The sequence below is a fragment of the Pseudomonas sp. NBRC 100443 genome, from assembly GCF_030268185.1.
GTDB lineage: Bacteria > Pseudomonadota > Gammaproteobacteria > Pseudomonadales > Pseudomonadaceae > Pseudomonas > Pseudomonas citronellolis.
In genome coordinates this window covers 103,878-127,636 of the sequence record NZ_BSQE01000017.1, presented here as the reverse complement: position 1 = coordinate 127,636, position 23,759 = coordinate 103,878, and the positions used below count along the sequence as shown (strand labels likewise).

At 68.1% G+C, this 23,759-nt stretch carries 23 protein-coding genes; 15 read left to right on the top strand and 8 right to left on the bottom strand.

The window, feature by feature from the left end; translation table 11 throughout:
- Window positions 1-163 precede the first annotated feature (163 nt).
- The 3 genes from QSJ95_RS21665 to desA all read right to left on the bottom strand — a co-directional run bounded on the left by QSJ95_RS21665 (window position 164) and on the right by desA (window position 4,400).
- Window positions 164-1,528, bottom strand: a complete 1,365-nt coding sequence (locus tag QSJ95_RS21665) for an OprD family porin (RefSeq protein WP_009614008.1) — start codon at window positions 1,526-1,528, stop codon at window positions 164-166.
- A 592-nt stretch (window positions 1,529-2,120) separates the two neighbouring features.
- On the bottom strand, window positions 2,121-3,092 hold the full coding sequence (locus QSJ95_RS21660) for a GGDEF domain-containing protein (RefSeq protein WP_009614010.1): 972 nt from the start codon (window positions 3,090-3,092) through the stop codon (window positions 2,121-2,123).
- 126 nt (window positions 3,093-3,218) lie between these two features.
- Window positions 3,219-4,400, bottom strand: a complete 1,182-nt coding sequence (gene desA / locus QSJ95_RS21655; protein WP_009614012.1) for a delta-9 fatty acid desaturase DesA — start codon at window positions 4,398-4,400, stop codon at window positions 3,219-3,221.
- Window positions 4,401-4,559: 159 nt separating this feature from the next.
- Between desA and QSJ95_RS21650 the strand changes: the two genes are divergently transcribed.
- From QSJ95_RS21650 to QSJ95_RS21620, 7 genes are all read left to right on the top strand, one after another.
- On the top strand, window positions 4,560-6,836 hold the full coding sequence (locus QSJ95_RS21650; protein ID WP_043268208.1) for a putative bifunctional diguanylate cyclase/phosphodiesterase: 2,277 nt from the start codon (window positions 4,560-4,562) through the stop codon (window positions 6,834-6,836).
- Window positions 6,837-6,965: 129 nt separating this feature from the next.
- Window positions 6,966-7,148, top strand: a complete 183-nt coding sequence (oscA, locus tag QSJ95_RS21645) for a sulfur starvation response protein OscA (RefSeq protein WP_009614015.1) — start codon at window positions 6,966-6,968, stop codon at window positions 7,146-7,148.
- Window positions 7,149-7,237: 89 nt separating this feature from the next.
- Entirely contained in the window at window positions 7,238-8,236 is a 999-nt protein-coding gene (locus tag QSJ95_RS21640) for a sulfate ABC transporter substrate-binding protein (RefSeq protein WP_043268206.1), read from the top strand.
- 99 nt (window positions 8,237-8,335) lie between these two features.
- The gene (cysT, locus tag QSJ95_RS21635; RefSeq protein ID WP_009614019.1) at window positions 8,336-9,154 is read left to right on the top strand and encodes a sulfate ABC transporter permease subunit CysT; all 819 of its coding nucleotides are present in this window, start codon (window positions 8,336-8,338) and stop codon (window positions 9,152-9,154) included.
- Window positions 9,155-9,164: 10 nt separating this feature from the next.
- Window positions 9,165-10,037 (top strand): sulfate ABC transporter permease subunit CysW, encoded by an 873-nt coding sequence (gene cysW, locus QSJ95_RS21630; RefSeq protein WP_285645212.1) that lies wholly within the window; start codon window positions 9,165-9,167, stop codon window positions 10,035-10,037.
- Window positions 10,038-10,040: 3 nt separating this feature from the next.
- Window positions 10,041-11,030 carry a sulfate/molybdate ABC transporter ATP-binding protein gene (locus QSJ95_RS21625; protein WP_285645210.1) on the top strand — a complete coding sequence of 330 codons (990 nt, stop codon included), beginning with the start codon at window positions 10,041-10,043 and terminating at the stop codon, window positions 11,028-11,030.
- Between the two features lie 91 nt (window positions 11,031-11,121).
- Window positions 11,122-11,871 carry a sulfite exporter TauE/SafE family protein gene (locus tag QSJ95_RS21620; protein WP_253392400.1) on the top strand — a complete coding sequence of 250 codons (750 nt, stop codon included), beginning with the start codon at window positions 11,122-11,124 and terminating at the stop codon, window positions 11,869-11,871.
- Window positions 11,872-12,303: 432 nt separating this feature from the next.
- On the opposite strand, the gene QSJ95_RS21615 is transcribed toward QSJ95_RS21620, so the two are convergent.
- Window positions 12,304-12,876, bottom strand: coding sequence for a TetR/AcrR family transcriptional regulator (locus QSJ95_RS21615; RefSeq protein ID WP_069863029.1), 573 nt, complete (start codon window positions 12,874-12,876; stop codon window positions 12,304-12,306).
- 97 nt (window positions 12,877-12,973) lie between these two features.
- Here QSJ95_RS21615 and QSJ95_RS21610 point away from each other — a divergent pair, with 97 nt between their 5' ends.
- On the top strand, window positions 12,974-13,717 hold the full coding sequence (locus QSJ95_RS21610; protein ID WP_061563079.1) for an SDR family oxidoreductase: 744 nt from the start codon (window positions 12,974-12,976) through the stop codon (window positions 13,715-13,717).
- Window positions 13,718-13,746: 29 nt separating this feature from the next.
- Entirely contained in the window at window positions 13,747-14,337 is a 591-nt protein-coding gene (locus QSJ95_RS21605; protein WP_058488060.1) for a 2-hydroxychromene-2-carboxylate isomerase, read from the top strand.
- A 36-nt stretch (window positions 14,338-14,373) separates the two neighbouring features.
- On the opposite strand, the gene QSJ95_RS21600 is transcribed toward QSJ95_RS21605, so the two are convergent.
- A complete protein-coding gene (locus tag QSJ95_RS21600; RefSeq protein ID WP_058488059.1) occupies window positions 14,374-14,778 on the bottom strand; it encodes a hypothetical protein in 405 nt (134 codons plus the stop codon).
- A 129-nt stretch (window positions 14,779-14,907) separates the two neighbouring features.
- Here QSJ95_RS21600 and QSJ95_RS21595 point away from each other — a divergent pair, with 129 nt between their 5' ends.
- A complete protein-coding gene (locus QSJ95_RS21595; RefSeq protein ID WP_043268189.1) occupies window positions 14,908-15,696 on the top strand; it encodes an MmyB family transcriptional regulator in 789 nt (262 codons plus the stop codon).
- A 6-nt stretch (window positions 15,697-15,702) separates the two neighbouring features.
- On the opposite strand, the gene QSJ95_RS21590 is transcribed toward QSJ95_RS21595, so the two are convergent.
- Entirely contained in the window at window positions 15,703-16,227 is a 525-nt protein-coding gene (locus tag QSJ95_RS21590; RefSeq protein WP_285645203.1) for an Mpo1 family 2-hydroxy fatty acid dioxygenase, read from the bottom strand.
- Between the two features lie 79 nt (window positions 16,228-16,306).
- On the opposite strand from QSJ95_RS21590, the gene QSJ95_RS21585 reads away from it, so the two are divergent.
- Together QSJ95_RS21585 and QSJ95_RS21580 are read left to right on the top strand one after the other, a co-directional pair.
- Window positions 16,307-17,002 carry a Crp/Fnr family transcriptional regulator gene (locus QSJ95_RS21585; protein WP_043315039.1) on the top strand — a complete coding sequence of 232 codons (696 nt, stop codon included), beginning with the start codon at window positions 16,307-16,309 and terminating at the stop codon, window positions 17,000-17,002.
- A gap of 224 nt (window positions 17,003-17,226) precedes the next feature.
- Window positions 17,227-17,991, top strand: a complete 765-nt coding sequence (locus tag QSJ95_RS21580; protein WP_043315038.1) for a hypothetical protein — start codon at window positions 17,227-17,229, stop codon at window positions 17,989-17,991.
- Between the two features lie 18 nt (window positions 17,992-18,009).
- Here QSJ95_RS21580 and ppk2 read toward each other — a convergent pair whose 3' ends face one another.
- Both ppk2 and QSJ95_RS21570 read right to left on the bottom strand, forming a co-directional pair.
- Complete coding sequence (ppk2, locus tag QSJ95_RS21575; protein ID WP_232244603.1) at window positions 18,010-18,897, bottom strand: polyphosphate kinase 2; 888 nt, start codon at window positions 18,895-18,897, stop codon at window positions 18,010-18,012.
- A 227-nt stretch (window positions 18,898-19,124) separates the two neighbouring features.
- Entirely contained in the window at window positions 19,125-20,111 is a 987-nt protein-coding gene (locus QSJ95_RS21570) for a magnesium transporter CorA family protein (RefSeq protein ID WP_043315036.1), read from the bottom strand.
- An 89-nt stretch (window positions 20,112-20,200) separates the two neighbouring features.
- Between QSJ95_RS21570 and QSJ95_RS21565 the strand changes: the two genes are divergently transcribed.
- The 3 genes from QSJ95_RS21565 to QSJ95_RS21555 all read left to right on the top strand — a co-directional run bounded on the left by QSJ95_RS21565 (window position 20,201) and on the right by QSJ95_RS21555 (window position 23,744).
- Window positions 20,201-20,473, top strand: a complete 273-nt coding sequence (locus QSJ95_RS21565; protein ID WP_009614038.1) for a hypothetical protein — start codon at window positions 20,201-20,203, stop codon at window positions 20,471-20,473.
- Window positions 20,474-20,534: 61 nt separating this feature from the next.
- Entirely contained in the window at window positions 20,535-20,768 is a 234-nt protein-coding gene (locus QSJ95_RS21560) for a TIGR02647 family protein (protein WP_043268180.1), read from the top strand.
- A 132-nt stretch (window positions 20,769-20,900) separates the two neighbouring features.
- Window positions 20,901-23,744, top strand: coding sequence for a class I adenylate cyclase (locus QSJ95_RS21555; RefSeq protein WP_285645200.1), 2,844 nt, complete (start codon window positions 20,901-20,903; stop codon window positions 23,742-23,744).
- Window positions 23,745-23,759 lie beyond the last annotated feature (15 nt).

Below are 23,759 nucleotides of genomic sequence, written 5' to 3'. Positions count from 1 at the left end.
CTCGTAGGATGGGTTGAGCCTTGGCGAAACCCATGCGGTCGTGGTGATGGGTATCGCTTCGCTCAACGCCATCCTACGAAAAGCCGTGCTTCCTGGAACCGTAGGAGCGGACCTTGTCCGCGATAACCGCGACCTCCGGCGCGCTCCTACGGAAAGCCCGGGCCTAGAACAGCGGCAGGGTGTAGCTGACGATCAGGCGGTTCTCGTCCTGGTCGCGCTGGGCCGGGGTGGCGCCCTGGGCCGGCAGGCCGCTGCGCAGCGAGGCGTTCTTCCAGGTGAAGCCCAGGCCCTTGAAGGTGCCGTCCGGGATCACGTAGGCCAGGCTGATGTCGCGCTCCCACTCGCTCTGGTCGCCGCGGGCGGTGTCGATGTTGTCGCCGCGCAGGTACAGGGCCTGGAAGGTCAGGCCCGGCAGGCCGGCCTGGGCGAAGTCGTAGCCGTAGCGGGCCTGCCAGGTACGCTCACCGGCGCGCAGGAACTTGCCGATCTGCACGTCGGTGATCAGGTAGGCGGTGGCGCCGTCGCCGTTGTTGATGAACGGGAAGTCGCTGTCGCCGCTGAGCTGCTGGTAGCCGACGCCGAAGCTGTGGCCGCTGACGATGTAGGTGAACAGGCCGCTGTAGGCCTTGTTGTCGACCTCGCCCTTGGTCACGCCGTTGCCGTAGTAGCCGGAGGTGTAGTAGCGCGAGTCGTGGCTGTTCTTGCCGTCGTCGCTGCTGTTGAAGTAGCGCAGGTCGGTCTTCAGCACGCCCGGGCCGATCGCCCAGTTGTGCTGCAGGCCGAGGAAGTGCTGTTTGTAGAAGTCCTGCAGGTTGCCGTAGTAGTACTGCAGCGTCAGGTCCTTGGTCAGCTTGTAGTCGACGCCGCCGTAGTAGAACTTGTTGACGAACTCGCCGGTGCGCGCATTGTTGGCGCCGGCGATGGACAGGCCCTCGTTGTTGCTCGAACTGCGGCCCTTGGTGTGTTCCAGCTGGCCGCCGATCAGGGTCAGGTCCTTGAACTCGTTGGAGGTGATCTGGCCGCCCTCGAAGGTCTGCGGCAGCAGGCGGCCGTCGTTGTAGGTCACCACCGGCAGCTTGGGCAGCAGGGTGCCGTAGCGCAGTTCGGTGGAGGAAACCTTCACCTTGGCGGTCGCCCCCAGGTGCGAGAAGTCGTCCACCGCGCGGCCATCGCCATCGGTGGGGAACACGGTGCCCGAGAAGCTGGAGCTGGTCGGGTTGTAGTGGGTGCCCTTGCCGCTGTCCAGGCGCACGCCCAGCAGGCCCAGGGCATCGACGCCGAAGCCGACGGTGCCTTCGGTGAAGCCGGAGGTGTAGTTCAGCAGGAAGCCCTGGCCCCACTCCTCCTGCTTGCTCGGCTCGGCGGTGCCGTTGCGGTTGTCGCTGTTGATGTAGAAGTTGCGCAGGGTCAGGCTGGCCTTGCTGTCCTCGATGAAGCCGCCGGCGCTGGCCAGCGGAACATGGGCGCCAAGGGCAGCGGCCGCCACGGCCAACGCCAGGGTGGATTGCGTGATGTTACGACTCTTCATTGGTAATCCCCATTTATTGATCTTGTGTGAAGTCGGCAAAGCGCCAGGCGCCGCGTGGCGCGAATCCCACCGGACAGCCGCGCGGCCGGGCACGGCCCGGGCCTGCAGGCGAACGGCGGTCGTCAGATCGGTCGCCCCTGGGCGGGGTCTCTACGTGGGCAGGCAGGAAGGAACTTGCGGAAAGGCATGGCAGCGTCATGGTGAATGCTCGTGTCTTGTTCTTGTGGGCAAAGCCTGAGGCTTCACCCCGACATGGCAATCCGCGGGCCAATCGGCCCGGCACACCCCGACACGTGGATTGGCGCGGGTTGGCGTCCCGTAGCCTGGTCCTTCGCTGCGCGCTGGTCAGCGGAAATCCGCCACCTTTCCCGGCCTGGCTGGCGGTTTGTCGCCATGCTCGCCGGACTTCATTGCCTGGACCCTGCGGCCACGCTGGGGGCAACGATAAGCAATCGGAAATAAATCCAAAAAGAATTAATTATTAAAATGTAATTCCTTATTGGAATAAATAATGCGCCCGTATCCCTTCCCGGTCCATTTCCCGGAAGAGGTACGCGCAGGGCGCAAGAGAGGCAGTGGGCCGGGGAGCCGATCAGGCCTGTTCGATACGGTCCTTGCCGTTGCGCTTGGCCTGGTAGAGCGCGGCGTCGGCCCGGCCGTAGAGCGCCGAGAGGTTTTCGTCGTGGGGCTGCAGCAGGGTCAGGCCCTGGCTGACGCTGATACCGAAGGTCTGCTCGTCTTCCTTGAAGCGCAGCCGCTGCACCTCGCGCTGCAGGCGCTCGCCGATCTGCCGGGCGGTCACCTGGTCGCAGCCGGGCAGCAGCACGGCGAATTCCTCGCCGCCGATGCGGCCGAACAGGTCGCCGCGGCGCAGCGCCCCGGAGGCGCACTGGGCCACGCGCTGCAGCACGCGGTCGCCGACCTGGTGGCCATAGCGGTCGTTGACCTTCTTGAAGTCGTCCACGTCCAGCAGCAGGAAGGCCAGGGCCGTGCCGGCCTGCTTGGATTCGTTGAAGGCCTGCTCGGCATTGTCGAAGAAGTAGCGGCGGTTGCTGCTCTGCGTCAGCACGTCGGTGGTGGCCAGGCGCTGCAGCTCGCTCTCCAGGTGTTTCTTGTCGGTGATGTCCTCGGCGATGCCGACCACCATCAGCGGCAGGCCCGCCTCGCTGTGCTGGCTGATGAAGCACTTGTCGCTGAGCCAGCGCACCTCGCCGTCGGCGCGCAGGATGCGGTACTCGCGCTGCTCCACGGCGCCGCGCTCGAGCACCTGCAGCAGGCTGCTGGCGGCGTAGTCGAGGTCGTCGGGGTAGATGGCGTTGAGCCATTCGTTGTAGTCGGCCAGCAGCAGGGCCGCCGAGCGGCCGAAGATGCTTTCGTAGGCGGGGCTGACGTAGACCATGCGCTGGGCCTGCCAGTCGAAGGCCCAGAGCACCGCATTGACGCTGGCCAGCAGGGCGCTGAAGAGTTGCTCGCGTTCTTTCAGGCGCTCCACCTCGGCGCGGCTGTGCAGCAATGCCAGCAGCGCTTCGTCGAGATCCTGCGGCGCCCTGTACCTATCGTCCATGTCTCAGCTTCCCACAACTAATCGAGAGGTCTATGACCGCAAAATTAGCTAAGCGCTCGACAAAAAAAGAAAAAGCCCGCCGAACGGCGGGCTTTTTGTGATGCACATCTCAGTTATCAGGCCAACTCAGACAGCCGGGCGCAGCGAGTAGGTCTTCAGCTGTTCGGCGAAGTCGCGCAGCGACTGGATGCCGCTGGCCTCGGCCTCCTGCACCCACTGCTTGATGGCGGCCAGCATGTCGTGGCCGTTGGCGCTGGTCTTCTGCCAGATCTGCTGCAGCGCCAGGCGCTTCTCGTAGATCACCTGCAACGCCTGGCTGTGCTGCAGCAGGCGCTCGATGCGCGCGTGGTGGCGCTCCTCCAGCAGGCTGGTCTCGCGCGAGAGCAGGCGCTTGCCGCGGCGGAACAGGTGGCGCACCGAGGCATCGGCCTTGGCCAGCTCCTGCTTGACCAGCGGGCCGATCACCAGCTTGCGGTACTGGGCCATGATCTGGAAGCGGTTGTTGAGGATGGCCATGGCGGTATCCATGTCCAGGCTGCCCTTGCCTTCCACCCGGTGGGCGATCGGCGCCACCCGCGCCACCTTGGCCAGGCGCAGGAAGCAGAACAGCTTGATCCAGGCCCAGCCCAGGTCGAACTCCCACTTCTTCACCGACAGCTTGGCCGAGTTCGGGTAGGTGTGGTGGTTGTTGTGCAGCTCCTCGCCGCCAATGACGATGCCCCAGGGCACCAGGTTGGTGGCGGCGTCGCGGCACTCGAAGTTGCGGTAGCCCACGGCGTGGCCCAGGCCGTTGATGACGCCGGCCGCCCAGAACGGGATCCAGGCCATCTGCACGGCCCACACGGTCAGGCCGAGGGCGCCGAACAGGGCCACGTCGATCAGCACCATCAGGGCGATGCCGCCCAGCGGGAAGCGGCCGTAGAGGTTGCGCTCCAGCCAGTCGTCCGGGCAGTTCTTGCCGTAGATGCGCAGGGTGTCGGCGTTCTTCGCTTCCTCGCGGTAGAGCTCGGCGCCCTTGCGCAGCACGGTGCCCAGGCCCTTGTACACGGGGCTGTGCGGGTCGTCTGCGGTCTCGCACTTGGCGTGGTGCTTGCGATGGATGGCGGTCCACTCGCGGGTGTTCATCCCGGTGGTCATCCACAGCCAGAAACGGAAGAAGTGTTGCAGCGCCGGATGCAGCTCGAGGGCGCGGTGGGCGGAATAGCGGTGAAGGTAGACCGTCACGCTGACGATGGTGATGTGGGTGAGCACCAGCGTGACCACGATCAGTTGCCACAGCGGCAGGTCAAGGAAACCGTTGTACCACATGAATGATAATGAACCTCGGAAATGGTCGGCAGCCCAGGCAAGGGCCAGCTCGCATTATCACCAAGCGCGGCGGGAAAACCATCCGGTCTTTTTGATATGAACCGGGGCCAATGGCCATCCACTATACTGCGCAGCCAATAACTCGCTCCCCTCGCGATAATGAATCCACGCCCGAGTGCCCTCCGCATCTGCCTGCTGTACCTGTTGTTCGCCTGCCTGTGGGGGTTGACCAGCGACCAGCTGTTGCGCCTGGCGGTGGGCGATGGCGACCTGCTGCCCTGGCTGGTGGCGAAAAAGTATCTTTTCTTTGCCATCAGCGCCGGCGTGCTGTTCCTGCTGCTGGCCCGGCAGTTCAGGTGGATGCGGCGCACCTTCGCCGCCCGCGAGCGCAGCGAACGGCGCTTCGAGCGGGCCCTGGACGCCCTGGACGACGGCCTCTGGGAATGGGATATCGAGCGCCACCGGGTGTTCTACTCGCCCGGCTACGCGCGGCTGCTCGGCCTGAGCGAGGAAGCGCTGGGCGACAGCTTCGCCACCTGGGAACAGCGGCTGCACCCGGACGACCGCGACAGCGTGCTGGCCCAGCACCGCGACCTGCTGCAGCGGCGCAGCCAGCGCCTGGAATGCACCTACCGCCTGCGCCACGCCGACGGCAACTACCGCTGGGTGCATGCCCGCGCGCGCCTGAGCGGCGGCCACGACGGCGAGCCGCTGCGCATGACCGGCGTCAGCCGCGACGTCACCGAGCAGCGCAAGGCCAACGATCACCTGCGCCAGGCCGCGGCGGTGTTCGAGGCGACCCAGGAAGGCCTGCTGGTGACCGACGACAAGGGCATGATCCTGCACGTCAACCCGTCGTTCCAGCGCATCACCGGCTACAGCGCCGACGAAGTGGTGGGGCGCAACCCCTCGATGCTCAAGTCCGGGCGCCAGGACGACGCCTTCTACCAGCGCATGTGGCAGGCCCTGAACGCCGAAGGCCTGTGGTGCGGGGAAATCTGGAACCGGCGCAAGAGCGGCGAGGTGTACCCGCAGTGGCAGCACATCTGCGCCGTGCACGACGAGCAGGGGCGCCTGACGCACTACGTCGCGGTGTTCTCCGACCTCAGCAGCATCAAGCGCTCGCAGCACGAGCTGGACTTCCTCGCCCACCACGACCCGCTCACCGGGCTGCCCAACCGCCTGCTGCTGCGCGAGCGCATCGAGCAGGCCCTGGCCCGCGCCGAGCGCGAACAGGGCAGCGGCGCCCTGCTGCTGCTCGACCTGGACCACTTCAAGCACGTCAACGACAGCCTCGGCCACAGCGCCGGCGACCAACTGGTCAAGACGGTGGCCGAGCGCCTGCGCGGCTGCCTCGACGAGCACGCCTCCCTGGCGCGCCTGGGCGGCGACGAGTTCGCCGTGGTCCTGGAGAGCCAGCAGCCGCACCATGCCAGCAGCCTCGCCCAGCGCCTGCTGGAGGCCATGCACGCGCCCTTCGAGGTGCAGGGCCAGCCGATCTACATCTCCGCCAGCATGGGCGTCAGCCTGTTCCCCGACGATGCCCGCGACGTCGACCACCTGCTGCGCCACGCCGATGCCGCACTGTTCCAGGCCAAGGCCAGCGGGCGCAACCTGTACGCCTTCTACACCCCGGAGCTGACCGCCCGCGCGCGTTCCCACGTGCAGGTGGAAGCCGCCCTGCGCCAGGCGCTGGAGCACGACGAGCTGCGCGTGTACTACCAGCCGGTGCACGACCTGGCCAGCGGCCAGGTGGTCGGGGTGGAGTCGCTGGTGCGCTGGCAGCACCCGCAGCGCGGCCTGGTGCCGCCCTGCGAATTCATCCCGGTGGCCGAGGAATGCGGGCTGATCGCCGCCATCGACGCCTGGGTGCTGGACCAGGCCTGCCGGCAGATGCGCCAGTGGCTGGACGACGGCGTGGCGCTGGATTTCGTCGCGGTGAACCTGTCCAGCCGCCTGTTCGGCCGCGACGGCCTGGAACAGCGCGTGGCCCGCGCCCTGCAGGAAAGCGGCCTGCAGCCGCGGCACCTGGAGCTGGAAGTGACCGAGAGCGCCATCATGCAGAACATCGACCAGTCGGTGGCCCTGCTGCAGCGCCTGCGGGCGCTGGGCGTGCAACTGGCGATCGACGACTTCGGCACCGGCTATTCCTCGCTGATGCGCCTGAAACGCATGCCGGTGCAGAAGCTGAAGATCGACCAGGGCTTCGTCGCCGGCCTGCCCGGCGACGCCGAGGACGCCGCCATCGCCCGCGCCATCATCGCCCTGGCCCGCAGCATGGGCCTGAGCGTGGTGGCCGAGGGCATCGAGCGCCCGGACCAGGCGGCCTTCCTCCTCGACCACGCCTGCGACTTCGGCCAGGGCTACTGGTACGGCCGTCCGCAGCCGGCCGACGAGCTGCCCTGGGCCCGGGCGGTGGCGACCGAATCGAATTAAAACCTGATGGAATATAAAAATTCTTAAATAGTATTTTTAAGAATATTCGACTCCTGCCTAAGATGCGCTCACACCGCACGCGCCGCCCATCCGGGACGGCCCGGCGAAGCCCACCAAGGAGCCCAGATCATGAGCGCAACCCTCCGTAGCCTGGAAGGCCAGGACGAAGCCAACATCCTGCGTGAAGTGCAGAGCGCCCTGCGCGGTCTGCGTTTCGGCGCCGTCGAGATCACCGTGCACAACGGCCAGGTGGTGCAGATCGAGCGCAAGGAGAAGTTCCGCCTGCAGCAGCCCGCCAGCCGCCAGAGCTGACCCCCGGGGCCCACGCGCCCCACCGCGACGCCCCCGATAAGAACACGCCAACAAGCACAACACTGAAGATTCGTATCCAGGAGCTGCACATGTCCATCCGCCGTTTCGCCCTGGCCGCCCTGGCCAGTGCCTTGATCGCCGGCCCCGCGGCCGCGGCCACCCAACTGCTGAACGTCTCCTACGACCCGACCCGCGAGCTGTACCAGGCCTACAACGCGGCCTTCATCAAGCACTGGAAGGCCCAGGGCGGCGACGACCTGACCGTGCAGCAATCCCACGGCGGCTCCGGCAAGCAGGCCCGCGCGGTCATCGACGGCCTGAAGGCCGACGTGGTGACCCTGGCCCTGGCCGGCGACATCGACGAACTGCACAAGCTCGGCAACCTGCTGCCGGCCGACTGGCAGGCGCGCCTGCCGGACAACAGCACTCCCTACACCTCGACCATCGTGTTCCTGGTGCGCAAGGGCAACCCCAAGGGCATCAAGGACTGGGGCGACCTGACCAAGCAGGGCGTGGAAGTCATCACCCCCAACCCGAAGACCTCCGGCGGCGCGCGCTGGAACTTCCTGGCCGCCTGGGCCTGGGCGAAGAAGCAGTACGGTAGCGACGACAAGGCCCAGGACTACGTCAAGGACCTGTACAAGCACGTGCCCGTGCTGGACACCGGCGCCCGTGGCTCGACCATCACCTTCGTCAACAACAACATCGGCGACGTGCTGCTGGCCTGGGAGAACGAAGCCTTCCTGGCCAAGAAGGAACAGGGCGGCGAGAACTTCGAAATCGTCGTACCCTCGCTGTCCATCCTGGCCGAGCCGCCGGTGGCGGTGGTCGACAAGACCGTCGACAAGAAGGGCACCCGCAAGGTCGCCGAGGAATACCTGAAGTACCTGTACAGCGAGGAAGGCCAGCGCATCGCCGCGCAGAACTTCTACCGCCCGCGCAACGCCAAGGTCGCCGCCGAGTTCGCCAACCAGTTCCCGAAACTGGACCTGGTGACCATCGACAAGGACTTCGGCGGCTGGAAGGTCGCGCAGCCCAAGTTCTTCAACGACGGTGGCATCTTCGACAAAATCTACCAGGCGCAGTGAATACGGGCTGGAAGCTGGAAGCGCGAAGCTGGAAGTCGACCTCGGCACCGCTTTCAGCTTCAGGCTTCCAGCTTCCGGCTTTCAGCTAACGAGGTTTCAATGTCACGACGCATCTCCCCGGTCATACCCGGCTTCGGGCTGACTCTGGGCTACACCCTGGTGTATCTCAGCCTGTTGGTGCTGATTCCGCTGGGGGCCCTGTTCCTCAAGACCACCGAGCTCAGCTGGGAACAGTTCTGGACCATCATCACCGCCCCGCGCGTGCTCGCCGCGCTCAAGCTGAGCTTCGGCACCGCGCTGATCGCCGCCCTGATCAACGGCGTGATCGGCACTCTGCTGGCCTGGGTGCTGGTGCGCTACCGGTTCCCCGGGCGCAAGATCATCGACGCCATGATCGACCTGCCCTTCGCCCTGCCCACCGCCGTGGCCGGCATCGCCCTGACCGCGCTCTACGCCCCCAACGGCATGATCGGCCGCTTCGCCACCGAGCTGGGCTTCAAGATCGCCTACACCCCGCTGGGCATCACCCTGGCGCTGACCTTCGTGGTCCTGCCCTTCGTGGTGCGCACGGTGCAGCCGGTGCTGGCGGACATCCCCCGCGAGGTCGAGGAAGCCGCCGCCTGCCTGGGCGCCAAGCCGCTGCAGGTGTTCCGCCACGTGCTGCTGCCGGCGCTGCTGCCGGCCTGGCTGACCGGCTTCGCCCTGGCCTTCGCCCGCGGCGTCGGCGAGTACGGCTCGGTGATCTTCATCGCCGGCAACATGCCGATGAAGACCGAGATCCTGCCGCTGCTGATCATGGTCAAGCTGGACCAGTACGACTACACCGGCGCCACCGCCATCGGCGTGCTGATGCTGGTGGTGGCCTTCGTCCTGCTGCTGCTGATCAACCTGCTGCAACGCCGCATCGAGACCCCGTAAGGAGCGCGCCATGAGTTCCGTAACGCTTTCCACCGCACAAGCGGCGAACGCCGCCCGGCGTGGCAACCCCTGGGGCCGCCGGGCGCTCATCGGCCTGGCCTGGCTGGCCTTTGCCCTGTTCCTGCTGATGCCGCTGTTCGTGGTCCTGAGCGAGGCGCTGAAGCAGGGCTTCGGCACCTTCCTCGAGGCCATCATCGAGCCCGACGCCCTGGCCGCGCTGAAACTCACGCTGATCGCCGTGGGCATCTCGGTGCCGCTGAACCTGGTGTTCGGCGTGGCCGCCGCCTGGTGCGTGACCAAGTTCGAGTTCCCCGGCAAGAGCATCCTGGTGACGCTGATCGACCTGCCGTTCTCGGTCTCGCCGGTGATCGCCGGCCTGATCTACGTGCTGCTGTTCGGCGCCCAGGGCTACTTCGGGCCGTGGCTCAGCGACCACGACATCCAGATCGTCTTCGCCGTGCCCGGCATCGTCCTGGCCACCATTTTCGTCACCTTCCCCTTTGTCGCCCGCGAACTGATCCCGCTGATGCAGGAACAGGGCACCCAGGAGGAAGAGGCCGCGCGCCTGCTCGGCGCCAACGGCTGGCAGATGTTCTGGCACGTGACCCTGCCGAACATCAAATGGGGCCTGATCTACGGCGTGGTGCTGTGCACCGCGCGGGCGATGGGCGAGTTCGGCGCGGTGTCGGTGGTTTCCGGGCACATCCGCGGCGTCACCAACACCCTGCCGCTGCACGTCGAGATCCTCTACAACGAATACAATCACGTCGCCGCTTTCAGCGTCGCCACCCTGCTGCTGCTGATGGCCCTGGTCATCCTGCTGCTCAAGCAGTGGAGCGAGTCGCGCCTGTCCCGATTGAAAGTCAAAGCTGACGAGGAATAAGCCATGAGTATCGAAATCCGTAACGTCAGCAAGAACTTCAACGCCTTCAAGGCGCTCGACGACATCAACCTGGACATCCACAGCGGCGAGCTGGTGGCCCTGCTCGGCCCCTCCGGCTGCGGCAAGACCACCCTGCTGCGGATCATCGCCGGCCTGGAGACGCCGGACGCCGGCAACATCGTGTTCCACGGCGAGGACGTCTCGCAGCACGACGTGCGCGACCGCAACGTCGGCTTCGTGTTCCAGCACTACGCGCTGTTCCGCCACATGACGGTGTTCGACAACGTCGCCTTCGGCCTGCGCATGAAGGCCAAGAAGGAGCGTCCGAGCGAAACCCGCATCGCCGAGAAGGTCCACGAGCTGCTGAACATGGTGCAGCTGGACTGGCTCGCCGACCGCTACCCGGAACAGCTCTCCGGCGGCCAGCGCCAGCGCATCGCCCTGGCCCGCGCCCTGGCGGTGGAGCCGAAGATCCTGCTGCTGGACGAACCCTTCGGCGCCCTCGACGCCAAGGTGCGCAAGGAGCTGCGCCGCTGGCTGGCGCGCCTGCACGAGGAGATCAACCTCACCTCCGTGTTCGTCACCCACGACCAGGAAGAGGCGATGGAAGTCGCCGACCGCATCGTGGTGATGAACAAGGGCGTGATCGAGCAGATCGGCTCGCCGGGCGAGGTCTACGAGAACCCGGCCAGCGACTTCGTCTACCACTTCCTCGGCGACTCCAACCGCCTGCACCTGGGCAACGACGAGCACCTGCTGTTCCGCCCGCACGAGGTCTCGCTGTCGCGCCAGGCGGTGGAAGCGCACCGCGCGGCGGAAGTCCGCGACATCCGCCCGCTGGGCGCGATCACCCGGGTGACGCTGAAGGTGGACGGCCAGGACGAGCTGATCGAGGCCGAGGTGGTCAAGGACCACGACAGCCTGGTCGGCCTGGCCCGCGGCGAGACGCTGTACTTCAAGCCCAAGGCCTACCAGCAGGTGGCCAATATCTGAGCCACCGCCCGTCGAAGAAGAACCCCGCCACGGCGGGGTTCTTCGTTTGCGGGTATCCTGCCCCGCTCCACCGCCAAGGCAAGGCCCGCCCATGTTCGACTCGCTGCCCGCGCACCTGGACCTGATCGTCCTTACCTTCCTCCTCGCCGGCCTGGTCAAGGGCGTGGTCGGCCTCGGCCTGCCGACGGTGGCGGTCGGCCTGCTCGGGCTGCTGATGCCGCCGATGCAGGCGGCGGCCATCCTGGTGGTGCCCTCCACCGTCACCAACGTCTGGCAACTGGCCGCCGGGCCGCGCTTCCTCGGGCTGCTCAGGCGGATGTGGGGCATGCTCGCCGGCATCGTCGCCGGCACCCTGGCCGTGGGCTGGTGGCTGGGCGGCGAACACTGGGCGGCGGCCACGCCGCTGCTGGGCGTGGCGCTGGTCCTCTATGCGCTGCTCGGGCTGTCGGCGAAGCGCTTCCAGGTGGCGCCGGCACACGAGGCCTGGCTGTCGCCGCTGATCGGCCTGGCCACCGGCGCCGTCACCGCGGTCACCGGCGTCTTCGTGATCCCCGCGGTGCCTTACCTGCAGGCGCTGGGCCTGGAGAAGGACGACCTGGTGCAGGCCCTCGGGCTGTCCTTCACCGTCTCCACCCTGGCCCTGGCGCTCACCCTCGGGCAGCAGGGCTCGCTGTTGCATGCATCGGTGCTGGGAGTGTCGTTGCTGGCGCTGCTGCCGGCATTGGCGGGGATGTACCTGGGGCAGTGGCTGCGCAACCGCATCAGCCCGACGGCCTTTCGCCGGTGCTTCTTCGGGGGGTTGTTGTTGCTTGGTGCGGACCTGGCCCTGCGGGGGCTCTGAGGCCCTGGGGCTCTGGGGGCTTTTCGTAGGAGCGAGCTTGCTCGCGAATGGTGTCTCCCTCTGGCTACGGTGCTTTGGATTGACTCCGCTCCCTCTCCCCAGCCCTCTCCCTGAAGGGAGAGGGGGCCGTTCGGCGTGTGCTGATTTTTCAGCTCTCCCTGACACTACGCATAACGCCTGATACCCCCATGAGGCACGGCCTTCGCGCCGGCACGGACTAGCCCTCCCTTCAGGGAGAGGGGCCGTTCGGCGTGTGCTGATTTTTCAGCTCTCCCTGACACTACGCATAACGCCTAATACCTCCATGAGGCACGGCCTTCACGCCGGCACGGACTAGCCCCCTCTCCCTTCAGGGAGAGGGCTGGGGAGAGGGGCGGTGTTCCGGTTGGTACCGATGTTTCCGGGAGGCACCGTTCGCGAGCAAGCTCGCTCCTACGAAGAAACCCCATCCTCCAACCGCCGCAGCAGGAACGCTTTACTCGACTCGATGATCGCCCGCTGCGTCTCCTCGCTGGCCGTCATCCGCGCCAGCAACAACGCCCCCACGCACTGGGCAAGCATCGCCCAGGCGTCCTCCGCATTCCCCAGTTCCTCCGCCCAGGCCTGCTGCAGCCCGAGCATCGCCGCCTCCACCGTGCCGCGCACCTGCTCGTCGGCGCGGGCGATGTCCGCGCCCAGAGCGGGAATGGCGCAGCCGCCGTCGACGTTCTGCACGTGGGCCAGCGTCAGGTAACGCTGCAGGCAGCGCTCCAGGCGCTCGCGGCCGTGGCTGTCGCCGGCCTTGCCCAGGCGCTCGGCGCTGCGCGTCAGTTCGCGTTCGACGATGGCGGCGAACAGCGCATCCTTGGACGGGAAATGGTTGTAGAAGGCACCGCCGCTCAGCCCCACCGCCTTCATCAGCGCGTCCACACCGACGCTGGCGAAGCCCTCGCGCTTGGCGATGGCGCCGCTGCTCTCCAGCAGGCGCTGGCGGGTTTCTTCCTTGTGGCTGGCTGAGTAGCGCATGGCGTGGGCTCCGGAAACGGCTTGACGGCTGCCGGAAGCATAACATAACGTCCGTTTACCAAACGATCGTTTACCCATACGAACAGAGGAAACGAACATGAGCGCTGCCTCCCCCAACGAAAAGAAAGTGGTGCTGGTGATCGGCGCCGGGGACGCCACCGGCGGCGCCATCGCCCGCCGCTTCGCCCGCGAGGGCTACGTCGCCTGCGTCACCCGCCGCTCGGCGGACAAGCTGCAACCGCTGGTCGACGCCATCCGCGCCGAGGGCGGCGAGGCCCACGGCTTCGCCTCGGACGCGCGCAAGGAGGAGCAGGTGGCGGAACTGGTGGAGACCATCGAGCGCGACATCGGCCCCATCGAGGCCTTCGTCTTCAACATCGGCGCCAACGTGCCCTGCAGCATCCTCGACGAGACCGCGCGCAAGTACTTCAAGATCTGGGAAATGGCCTGCTTCTCCGGCTTCCTCACCGGCCAGGCGGTGGCCCGGCGCATGGTCGCGCGCCAGCGTGGCACCCTGCTCTTCACCGGCGCCACCGCCGGCCTGCGCGGCGCCGCCGGGTTCGCCGCCTTCGCCGGGGCCAAGCACGGCATCCGCGCCCTGGCCCAGAGCATGGCCCGCGAGCTGGGGCCCATGGGCCTGCACGTGGCCCACGTGGTGGTGGATGGCGCCATCGACACTGAGTTCATCCGCGACAACTTCCCGGAGAAGTACGCGCAGAAAGACCAGGACGGCATCCTCGACCCCGAGCACATCGCCGACAACTACTGGTACCTGCACAGCCAGCCGCGCGACGCCTGGACCTTCGAGCTGGACCTGCGGCCCTGGATGGAACGCTGGTAATCCACAACGACAACAAAGAGGGATCACCCATGAGCAAAAGCGTCGAGTTCTACTTCGACTTCGGCAGCCCCACCTCCTACCTGGCCTACACCCAGCTGCCGGGCATCTGTGCCGCGGCAGGCGCCGAGCTGGTCTACCGCCCGGTGCTGCTGGGCGGGGTGTTCCAGGCCACCGGCAACGCCTCGCCGATCGCCGTCCCGGCCAAGGGCCGCTACACCCTGATCGACATGCAGCGCTTCGCCCGCCGCTACGGCGTGCCGCTGAAGATGAACCCGCACTTCCCGATCAACACCCTGCTGCTGATGCGCGCCGCCACCGGCGTGCAGCTGCGCCAGCCGGAACGCTTCGAGGCGCTGTTGGCCTGCGTGTTCAAGGGCATGTGGGTGGACGCCCTGAACCTGGGCGACGCGGCGGTGCTGGGCCCGCTGCTGGCCGAGGCCGGCTTCGATCCACAGGCGCTGCTGGCGCTGGCGGCGGAGCAGGAAGTGAAGGACGCGCTCAAGGCCAACACCGAGGCGGCCATCAAGCGCGGCATGTTCGGCGCGCCGACCCTGTTCGTCGGCGAGGAGATGTTCTTCGGCCAGGACCGCCTGGACTTCGTCCGCGAGGCGCTGGCCTGAAGCGAAGGGCGGCCCCGCAAGGCCGCCCCTCGGGCCTCACAGGGTATGCAGCGCGGCGGAGCGGCGCAGGCCGAAGAACTCAAGCTCGGCCAGCACCCCGACCACCAGCGCCTGGCCGATGACGAAGGCGCAGCCCAGCACGGTCGGCTGCACCCAGCCGCTGGCCAGCAGGCCCAGGCTTTCCACCACCCACAGCAGGTTGACGGCGATCACCGCCCAGACGCCGGCGCGCGGCAGCACCTCGCAATTGGCCATCCAGGCCAGCACCAGGGCGAGGGGCAGCAGCAGGATGCCGGCCACCATCAGCAGTACCACGGGCAAGCCGAGCAGGCCGCTCAGCGGGTTGGCGGCCAGCGCCAGCAGCAGGCCGGTGGCGCCGCCGGCGAGGGCGTCGAGTTGCAGGGAACGGCGGAGCAGCGGGGACGGTTGCAGCAGAGTCATGGCGAATCCTCCTGAACGAAGCGCCGCCGGTCCGCGGCGCCTGGCCGAAGAATCCGCCGCGGCGGGCACAGCGTCGATTACCTGCCAGGTAATGGCCGGGCCCCGGACGGAGGTCTATCGTTCGTTCCCATGGACAGCCAAACCCTCCCCGTCGGCGCCCTGCTGCGCCAATGGCGCCAGCGCCGCCGCCTCAGCCAGCTCGACCTGGCCTGCGACGCGGACATCTCCACGCGCCACCTGAGCTTCGTCGAGACCGGCCGCGCCCTGCCCAGCCGCGAGATGCTCCTGCACCTGGCCGAACAGCTGGACATCCCGCTGCGCGAGCGCAACCGCCTGCTCGGCGCCGCCGGTTACGCGCCTGTGTATTCCGAGCGGGCGCTGGACGACCCGGCGCTGACCGTGGCGCGGCAGGCCATCGACCAGTTGCTCAAGGCCCACGAACCGAACCCGGCGATGGTGGTGGACCGCCACTGGAACCTGCTGGCCTCCAACCACGCGGTGAGCGTCTTCCTCATCGGCGTGGCCCCCGAGCTGCTCGCCGCGCCCTGCAACGTGCTGCGCATGAGCCTGCACCCGCGCGGCCTGGCGCCGAACATTCTCAACCTGGGGCCATGGAAGGCGCACGTGATGGCGCGCCTGCAGCGGGACATCGACGCCAGCGGCGACCCGCAGTTGCAGGCCCTGCGCGACGAACTCGCGCTCTACCCGGCGCCGCCCCACGAAGAGCAGGCCAGCGGCGACATGGTGCTGATACCGGTGCAACTGAACACCGAGCTGGGCGTGCTCAGCCTGATCGGCACCATCACGGTGTTCGGCACGCCGGTGGACGTGACGCTCTCGGAACTGGCGCTGGAGACCTTCTTCCCCGCCGATGCGCGCAGCGCGGAAATCCTGCGCCGGCTCACCGGCGCGGGCTAGGGGAGATCAGGCAGCCGCCTTGCGCTCGCGGATGCAGGTCGGCCCGGCGCGCTCTTCCACGGCGCGGCGCACCTCGTCGCGCAGGCCGAGCAGGAAGGCCGCCTCGGCGGCGACGAACAGCGGGCCGACCACCAGCCCCACCAGGTCGTCGACGAAGGCCGGCTTGCGCCCCTCGTACCAGTGGCCGACGAACTGGATGACCCAGCCCACCACGAACAGGCCGATGCCCCAGGCCAGCCAACTGGCGGTGGAGCCCGCGGCCAGCACCGCGCCGGCCCACAGCGACAGCGCCAGGAGCACGCCCATGAGCAGGCCGAAGCGCAGGTCCAGGCGCAGGTAGAACGCCAGCGCGGCCAGCGCCAGCAGGGTCGCCGGGGCCAGCAACAGGCCGCCGGCCTCAAGACCCGGGCGCGACAGCAGCACGGCGATGGACAGGACGATCATCGGGATGCCGATGAAGTGGCTGAGGATGTTGCGGCGGTCGCGGTGGTAGGCCGCGTACTGCGCCAAGTGATCGACGAGTGTTTTCATTGTTCTGTCGTTCTCGGGCAAGGTACTGGCATCATGGCTTGGACTGCCGTACCACTCTGTCAACTAGCCGACAAAGCCCATGCCCGACACCGCCGACTGCCTGCAACGCATCGCCTCCGGCCGCTGGTTCCAGCACCTGCCCGCCGAACTGCGCGAAGCCCTCGGCCAGGCCGCCATCGTCCGCCGCCTGCCCGCCGGGCAGCGCCTGTTCGCCCGCGGCGACGCGCCCTGCGGGCTGTATTGCGTGGTCGAAGGCAGGATGCGCGTCGGCGCGGTGGGCGCCAGCGGCAAGGAGGCGCTGCTGGCCCTGGTGGAAGCGCCCAACTGGTTCGGCGAGATCTGCCTGTTCGACGGCCAGCCGCGCACCCACGACGCCTACGCCGAAGGCCCCACCACCCTGCTGCAGGTGCCGCTGCCGGCGCTGCACGCGCTGCTCGCCGAAAAGCCGCAGTACTGGCGCGACTTCGCCCTGCTGATGAGCCACAAGCTGCGCCTGGCCTTCACCGTGCTGGAGGAACAGGCCCTGCTGCCGGCCGCCCAGCGCCTGGCGCGGCGCCTGCTGATGCTGGCCGCCAGCTACGGCGAGGCGCAGGCCAGCCAGCGCGAACTGCACCTGCCCCAGGAACAGCTGGCGGCCATGCTCGGGCTGTCGCGGCAGACCACCAACCACCTGCTCAAGGAGCTGGAAGCCCGCGGCGTGCTGCGCCTGAGCTACGCCGGCATCGAGATTCTCGACGCCCACGGCCTGCGTCTGGCCGCGGGCGAGGAAGCATGATGGCGTCGGCGAATCACTCTTTCGATCGGTTGCAACGGCCGGCGCAGGCGCTAGCCTTTGCTGGCCCGGAGCATCGGGCGGGGCGCCAGGGGGAGCGCGCCCCGGTACGGTGACCCCTCGCAGGTAACCGGCCGGCCAGGCAAGGCCGGCGCCGTTCGCGAAACCACCCACGCCCGCCAAGGCGTGGCCAGGCGGCCAACAAGAACAACAGGGAAACTCCCGCCATGAACCGCAAATACCTCCTGCAGTACCTGTTCGTCTGTATTCTCACCCTCCTCGCCCTGCCCGCCCGGGCCAACCTGCCCAGCGACGAGCAACAGCTGCAGGCCATGCAGGTCGACGCCTGCCGGGCCCTGGGCAGCCTGATGCTGTTGCGCGGCGAAGGCTTCCAGGAGAACCACGCCAACCAGTTGAAGGCCGACCTGGCCGCCCTGGACGCGGCGGTCAAAAGCTACGCCAAGGCCGACGACGGCCTGCGCAAGGCCCACCAGGCGCTGCTCGCGCAGATCCAGGCCGGCACCACCTACGGCCCCAAGGAAGAGGACCTGCCCTGGACCTACCTGCCGGACCTGAGCCGCGCCCTGCGCGACTTCCTCGGCCAGGTCGAGCGCTTCGTGCCGCCGTCCGCGGCCGACGAGCTGCCGCTGTGGCAGGTGCCGGTACGCATCGAATACCTTTCCGTGCAGTACCTGGCGCGTTCCTACCTGGGCGTGCTGGAGATCGCCCGCGAGGCGCCGCAGAGCTACCTCGGCCAGGACGAGAAGACGCTGCTGCCGCTGATCAGCCGCAGCCTCTCGCGCCTGCCGCCGGGCGCGGCGAGCGGCAAGCTGCAGATGCGCTGGAACTACCTGGAAACCGCCCTGGGCGACATGAACAGCAAGAGCAACGCGCTGGTCAGCGCCTCCGGCCGGCCCTGGGCGCCGATCATCGTCGAACGCCACGCCCGCGAGCTGGCCGGCCAGCTCATGCAGCTCAGCCAGGCGCAGTGAGGCGGGCCCGGCGGCCCCTCAGGCCGCCGGTGCGCTCTCGCTGGCCTCGACCTGGCGCGGCAGCGGCGGCGTGGCATGCGGGCGCGCCAGCTCGTCGCGGTCCAGCTGGTCCGCCCGCCCCACCAGCAGCGGGTCGGGGGCGTGGGCGATGGCCAGGTCCTTGCCGGGGTAGTCCAGCGTGTGCAGGAAGTGGCGCAGGCAGTTCAGCCGCGCGCGCTTCTTGTCGTCGGACTTGACCACCACCCAGGGCGCGTCGGCGGTGTCGGTGTGGAAGAACATCGCCTCCTTGGCCTGGGTGTAGTCGTCCCAGCGGTCCAGCGACTGGATGTCGATGGGCGACAGCTTCCAGTGCTTGAGCGGGTCGTCGCGGCGCGACACGAAGCGCCGCAGCTGCTCCTCGCGGCTGACCGAGAACCAGTACTTGAACAGCTGGATGCCGTTGCGCACCAGCATGCGCTCCAGTTCCGGGGTCTGCTGCATGAACTCCAGGTACTGGCGCGGCGTGCAGAAACCCATCACCCGTTCGACGCCGGCGCGGTTGTACCAAGAGCGGTCGAAGAAGACCATTTCGCCCGCGGTGGGCAGGTGCTGGACGTAGCGCTGGAAGTACCACTGGCCGCTTTCCGCGTCGCTGGGCTTCTCCAGGGCGACCACTCGCGCGCCACGCGGGTTCAGGTGCTCCATGAAGCGCTTGATGGTGCCGCCCTTGCCGGCGGCGTCGCGACCCTCGAAGAGCACCACGATGCGCTGCCCGGTTTCCTTCACCCAGCTCTGCACCTTCAGCAGCTCCACCTGCAGCTGCGCCTTGAGCGCCTCGTATTCCTTGCGCTGCAGGCGTTTGCGGTAGGGGTAGGACGAAGGCAGGCCGGCGGAGCCGGAATCCTCGTTGCTGCCGCGCGGCGCCATGGCCACGGTCAGGGCGACCGGGCCGTGGCTTTGGGCGCGGATTTCCTCGCCGCCGCGGGTCGGCGTCGGGGCCTCCAGGGCCGCGAGGACGGGCGGGTTCTTGGCATCGGGCTGCGGCATGGTCTCCTCCTGTGAGACATGGGGGCTCGGGCGAGCGATTCCCCCACTCTGCTAGCCGCCGGGTGCGGCGATCTTGATCGATATCAAGGCCGCGCGCCCCGGCGGCGCTACAGCCAGCCGCGGAACTTGAACCAGAGGTAGGGGATGATCGCCGAGACCACCATGGCCACCAGCGCCAGCGGGTAGCCGCTGGCCCAGGCCAGTTCCGGCATGTGCTGGAAGTTCATGCCGTACACGGTGCCCACCAGGGTCGGCGGCAGGAACAGCACGGCGGCGATGGAGAACACCTTGATGATGCTGTTCTGCTCGATGTTGATCAGGCCCAGGGTGGCATCGAGCAGGAAGGTGATCTCGCCGGACATCTTCGACTGGTACTCGCCCAGCGAACGCACGTCGCGCTCCACCGACTTCATGCCCAGGCGCGCTTCCTCGCTGATCCAGGCGTTGCCATTGCCGCTCTGGCGGAAATAGGCCAGCGGCCGGCTGACGCTGAGCAGGCTTTCATTGAGCTTGGACAGCAGCGAGTTGGTGCGCCCCAACTGCTTGACGATCTGCTGCAGGTCGGTCTTGGGCACGCGGGAGCGGGGCAGCTCGCCGTGGTCGGTGAAGATGTCCCGCGACAGCGTGTCCAACTGGCCCTGCACCGACTCCAGCACGTCGGCGATGCGGTCCACCACCGCGTCCATCAGGTTGACGAACAGCAGGTCGCTGGCGCCCTTGCAGCCGCTGCGCTGCACCCGCGTCTCGAAGGTGCGGAACGACAGCACGTCGGCGTAGCGCACCGTCACCAGCCACTGCGGGGTGAGCACGCAGGTGACCTCGGCGGTGTTCGGCCGGTGCTCGCGGATGCCGCTGACCACCGAGGTGGTCATGTACAGCGCGCCCTTGCTCTCGTAGAAGCGCGAGGAATCCTCGATCTCGGCCATTTCCTCGCGGGTCGGCACGTCCACTTCGATGAAGGACTCCAGCAGGCGCTCCTCCTCTTCCGTGGGGTGCAGCAGGTCGATCCACAGCGTGCCCGCCGGCATGGCCGCGCCGACTTCGCCGGTGTGGCGCTGCAAGCGGTCGCCGTCGAGGGTGTAATAGGTGATCATGTCGCATCCGCGTCCTTCTGCGGCCATCCAGGTCTGCGCAGGTTGGACAACTTCCCCCGGCTGCACAAGCCCGCACGGAGCCACCCGGCATGAGCGACATCGACGACGGCGAAGAATCCTTCGCGGCAGAAACCCTGATCCAGGCCATCGAGAACCAGATCGAAAGCGGCGAGCCGGCGGCGGCCCGCGCAGTGCTCAACAAGCTGACCCTGGTCGGCTACGAGCGCGAGGAGGCCCTGGAAATGATGGCCATGGTGCTGGCCCACGAGATCCAGGCGATGCTCGCCGAGGACCGCGCCTTCGATGGCGCCTGGTACGAGCAGGCCCTGCGCGCATTGCCGCAGCTGCCCGGCGAGGAATGAGCTTGCCGAGCGCGGGGTGGCTGTGGCTAAACTGGGGCCACATCGCCACCGAGGAGTCGCCATGGCCTTCACCCAAGAGCTGGTAGCGGAACTGGAATTGCTTGCCCTGTTCGATCTCGAGAACACCCAGGCAGGCCTGAAGATCCACCATGACGCGGCCCCGACGGCCGTCGCAGCGGCCGGGCGGTTGCACGCCAAGGGCCTGATCGACCAGCCCGACGGCGGCTACCTGACCAGCCTGGGGCTGGACGCCGCCGAACACGCCCAGGTGCTGCTGAACATCCTCAAGCCCTGAACCCCGCGGCCGCCATCCATCGGCGGCCCGCCCCATTTCCTTAAGGACAGCCCCGCCGCGGTCGATATACAGTGCAGTCCATGCGGTAATGGCACTCAGCCATGACCGCCCGATAGCTGACCGCGGCAGGCCATGACCTTCACCCACGAGATTCGTCCGGACATCGACGACGGCATCGACCGCAAGGTCCTGGCGCGCCTGCGCAAGCGCTTCCTGGCGATCAACCAGGGGCGCCTGGAGCGCGCCACGGCCGCGCTGTCGAGCCGCCAGCAACTGGTGCTACGCCTGCTGCCGCTGCTGCTGGACGTCAACCACCCGCTGCTCCCCGGCTACGTCTCCGGCGCCACCCCGGCGGGGCTGTGCGGCTTCGTTCCCGACGACGAGCTGCTGGCCGAGGCCCAGCGCCTGACCCGCTCGTTCAGCTACAAGCCGCGCCGCGGCGAGGTCGACCTGCCGATCCACGGGCTGTTCCTGATGGGCAGCCTGGGCACGGTGGCCCAGGAGGAGCGGAGCGACCTCGACCTGTGGGTCTGCCACGCCCCGGGGCTCGCGCCCGGCGCGGTGGCCGAGCTGCAGCGCAAGTGCGAGCTGCTGGAGCACTGGGCCGCGAGCCAGGGCGCCGAGGTGCACTGCTTCCTCATCGACCCGCGCGGCTTCGTCAGCGGCGCGCGCAACGCCCGGCTGACCTCCGACGACTGCGGCACCAGCCAGCACTACCTGCTGCTCGACGAGTTCTACCGCACCGCCATCTGGCTCGGCGGGCGCACGCCGCTGTGGTGGCTGGTGCCGGAATACGAGGAAGGCCGCTATCGCGACTACGTCGAGCAACTGCTGAGCAAGCGCTTCATCCGCCACGAGGAAGTCCTCGACCTCGGCCACCTGGCGCACATCCCGCCCGGCGAGTTCGTCGGCTCGGGCATGTGGCAGTTGTTCAAGGGCATCACCTCGCCCTACAAGGCGGTGCTCAAGCTGCTGCTCAGCGAGGTCTACGCCAGCGAGCACCCGCAGGTCGCCTGCCTGGCCCTGCGCTTCAAGGCCGAGGTCTACGCCGGGCGCCTGGAACTGGACGAGCTGGACCCGTACATCCTGCTTTACCGGCGCCTGGAGCAATACCTGATCGCGCGCGGCGAGCAGGAGCGCCTGGAGCTGGTGCGCCGCTGCCTGTACCTGAAGGTCGGCAAGAAACTCAGCCGCCGCCCGCAGCAGGGCCGCAAGAGCTGGCAGCGCCTGCTGATGGAGCGCCTGACCGGCGCCTGGGGCTGGGACGGGCGCGTGCTCGGCCTGCTCGACTCGCGCAGCCAGTGGAAGGTGCGCCAGGTCACCCTGGAGCGCCGCGCCCTGGTCAACGAGCTGACCTACAGCTACCGCTTCCTCTCGCGCTTCGCCCGCCAGCAGCAGGCCGCCAGCGACATCGACCCGCGCGACCTGGGCGTGCTCGGCCGGCGCCTGTACGCCGCCTTCGAACGCAAGGCCGGCAAGGTCGAGCACATCAACCCGGGCATCGCCCCGGACCTGGGCGAAGACCTCCTCACCCTCGCCCGCCTGCCCGCCGGCAACGCCGCCGAGGGCGGTTCCTGGGCGCTGTTCCCGGGCAACCTGACCGGCGCCGAGCTGGCCGACTACGCGCCGCTCAAGCGCGCCCGCGAGCTGATCGAGCTGCTGGCCTGGAGCCACCGCAACGGCGTGATCGATGGCGGCACCCGGTTGTCGCTGCAGCCCGGCGACAGCGACCTGAGCGAACACGAGCTGGGCAACCTGCTGCTCGGCCTGCAGCAGGCCATGCCCATGCCCCTGGAGGAAGTGGCCGAAAGCGCCCTGCTGCGCCCCAGCGCCCCGGCCAGCGTGCTGATCCTGGTGAACGTCGGCCTCGACCCGCTGCGCCAGCACAGCCAGGCCAACCTGCACATGACCAGCGGGCGCACCGATTCGCTGGGCTACTCCGGCATGCGCGACAACCTGGTGCTGAGCCTCGACCAGGTCACCCTGAACAGCTGGAACGAACTGCTGGTCAGCCGCTACGCCGGCCCCAGCGCGCTGCTCGACTGCCTGCGCGACTACCTCAACGCCCTGCCCGCCGACGCCGCGCCGCCGCGCCTGCTGGTGCGCTGCTTCTGCCGCAACCGCGCGGCGGCCATCGCCCAGCGCGTCGAGGAACTGTTCCAGGACGCCTACGCCCAACTGGCCAGCGGCAACGGCGGGCGCTACCTGCTGCAGATCCGCCAGCAGTACCACCTGCTGCGCCTGCAGCCGGGCCAGGTCAGCCACCAGAGCCTGGCCGACCTGCCGGCCCTGCTCGAACACCTGGGCGAACGCCAGGGCGCCTACAGCCCGCTACACCTGGACCGCCACGCCCTGGAAGGCGAGGACCTGGCGCTGCTGCTGCCGCTCGGCCGCCCCGGCTGCCTGCAGGTGTTCTACCGCCTGGACGAAGGCCAGGCCACGCTCTACCTGCTGGACGAACGCAACTCCCTGTGGCACGGCCGCCAGGCCTGCGACGACGAGCAGACGCTGCTGGTGCCGCTGCAGCGTTTCCTCCAGGCCATGCTCTACCGGCGCAGCGCGCAGCTGCCGCTGGGCGAGGCGCAGCCGGTACAGGAAATCATTTATTACGAATTGCTACCGGCCGGCCGCGGACGGGCCCGCCGGGTGGAACGCCGCAGCGTGCCGCCGAGTGCGCAGGAGCGCCCCTACTACAACGTCCAGGCGATCGTCGAGCCGGGGGCCGGGCAGCGTTCGCGCATCACCCTGTACTGCAACCACCGCGAGTTTTCCGAACTGGAGTACGGCGCCGGGCTGTTCCAGGCCGTGGCCCGGCACATCCTCGCCCAGCGCCGTGGGCAGGAGCGCTATCCCTGCTACATCACCGACCTGGACCTGTCGGCGGTGGCCGCCGAATCGGCGCTGCAGAGCATCCATTACCTGCGCTACAAGCAGCGCCTGGAGAGCGCGCTGAACCAGGCCCTGGCCGAGGCCTGAACCCGGTCCGGACGG

Excerpts from the sequence above, each read along its gene's own strand:
- QSJ95_RS21665 (WP_009614008.1), bottom strand. The coding sequence starts at position 1,528 with ATGAAGAGTCGTAACATCACGCAATCCACCCTGGCGTTGGCCGTGGCG.
- QSJ95_RS21660 (WP_009614010.1), bottom strand. The coding sequence starts at position 3,092 with ATGGACGATAGGTACAGGGCGCCGCAGGATCTCGACGAAGCGCTGCTG.
- desA (WP_009614012.1), bottom strand. The coding sequence starts at position 4,400 with ATGTGGTACAACGGTTTCCTTGACCTGCCGCTGTGGCAACTGATCGTG.
- QSJ95_RS21650 (WP_043268208.1), top strand. The coding sequence starts at position 4,560 with ATGAATCCACGCCCGAGTGCCCTCCGCATCTGCCTGCTGTACCTGTTG.
- oscA (WP_009614015.1), top strand. The coding sequence starts at position 6,966 with ATGAGCGCAACCCTCCGTAGCCTGGAAGGCCAGGACGAAGCCAACATC.
- QSJ95_RS21640 (WP_043268206.1), top strand. The coding sequence starts at position 7,238 with ATGTCCATCCGCCGTTTCGCCCTGGCCGCCCTGGCCAGTGCCTTGATC.
- cysT (WP_009614019.1), top strand. The coding sequence starts at position 8,336 with ATGTCACGACGCATCTCCCCGGTCATACCCGGCTTCGGGCTGACTCTG.
- cysW (WP_285645212.1), top strand. The coding sequence starts at position 9,165 with ATGAGTTCCGTAACGCTTTCCACCGCACAAGCGGCGAACGCCGCCCGG.
- QSJ95_RS21625 (WP_285645210.1), top strand. The coding sequence starts at position 10,041 with ATGAGTATCGAAATCCGTAACGTCAGCAAGAACTTCAACGCCTTCAAG.
- QSJ95_RS21620 (WP_253392400.1), top strand. The coding sequence starts at position 11,122 with ATGTTCGACTCGCTGCCCGCGCACCTGGACCTGATCGTCCTTACCTTC.
- QSJ95_RS21615 (WP_069863029.1), bottom strand. The coding sequence starts at position 12,876 with ATGCGCTACTCAGCCAGCCACAAGGAAGAAACCCGCCAGCGCCTGCTG.
- QSJ95_RS21610 (WP_061563079.1), top strand. The coding sequence starts at position 12,974 with ATGAGCGCTGCCTCCCCCAACGAAAAGAAAGTGGTGCTGGTGATCGGC.
- QSJ95_RS21605 (WP_058488060.1), top strand. The coding sequence starts at position 13,747 with ATGAGCAAAAGCGTCGAGTTCTACTTCGACTTCGGCAGCCCCACCTCC.
- QSJ95_RS21600 (WP_058488059.1), bottom strand. The coding sequence starts at position 14,778 with ATGACTCTGCTGCAACCGTCCCCGCTGCTCCGCCGTTCCCTGCAACTC.
- QSJ95_RS21595 (WP_043268189.1), top strand. The coding sequence starts at position 14,908 with ATGGACAGCCAAACCCTCCCCGTCGGCGCCCTGCTGCGCCAATGGCGC.
- QSJ95_RS21590 (WP_285645203.1), bottom strand. The coding sequence starts at position 16,227 with ATGAAAACACTCGTCGATCACTTGGCGCAGTACGCGGCCTACCACCGC.
- QSJ95_RS21585 (WP_043315039.1), top strand. The coding sequence starts at position 16,307 with ATGCCCGACACCGCCGACTGCCTGCAACGCATCGCCTCCGGCCGCTGG.
- QSJ95_RS21580 (WP_043315038.1), top strand. The coding sequence starts at position 17,227 with ATGAACCGCAAATACCTCCTGCAGTACCTGTTCGTCTGTATTCTCACC.
- ppk2 (WP_232244603.1), bottom strand. The coding sequence starts at position 18,897 with ATGGCGCCGCGCGGCAGCAACGAGGATTCCGGCTCCGCCGGCCTGCCT.
- QSJ95_RS21570 (WP_043315036.1), bottom strand. The coding sequence starts at position 20,111 with ATGATCACCTATTACACCCTCGACGGCGACCGCTTGCAGCGCCACACC.
- QSJ95_RS21565 (WP_009614038.1), top strand. The coding sequence starts at position 20,201 with ATGAGCGACATCGACGACGGCGAAGAATCCTTCGCGGCAGAAACCCTG.
- QSJ95_RS21560 (WP_043268180.1), top strand. The coding sequence starts at position 20,535 with ATGGCCTTCACCCAAGAGCTGGTAGCGGAACTGGAATTGCTTGCCCTG.
- QSJ95_RS21555 (WP_285645200.1), top strand. The coding sequence starts at position 20,901 with ATGACCTTCACCCACGAGATTCGTCCGGACATCGACGACGGCATCGAC.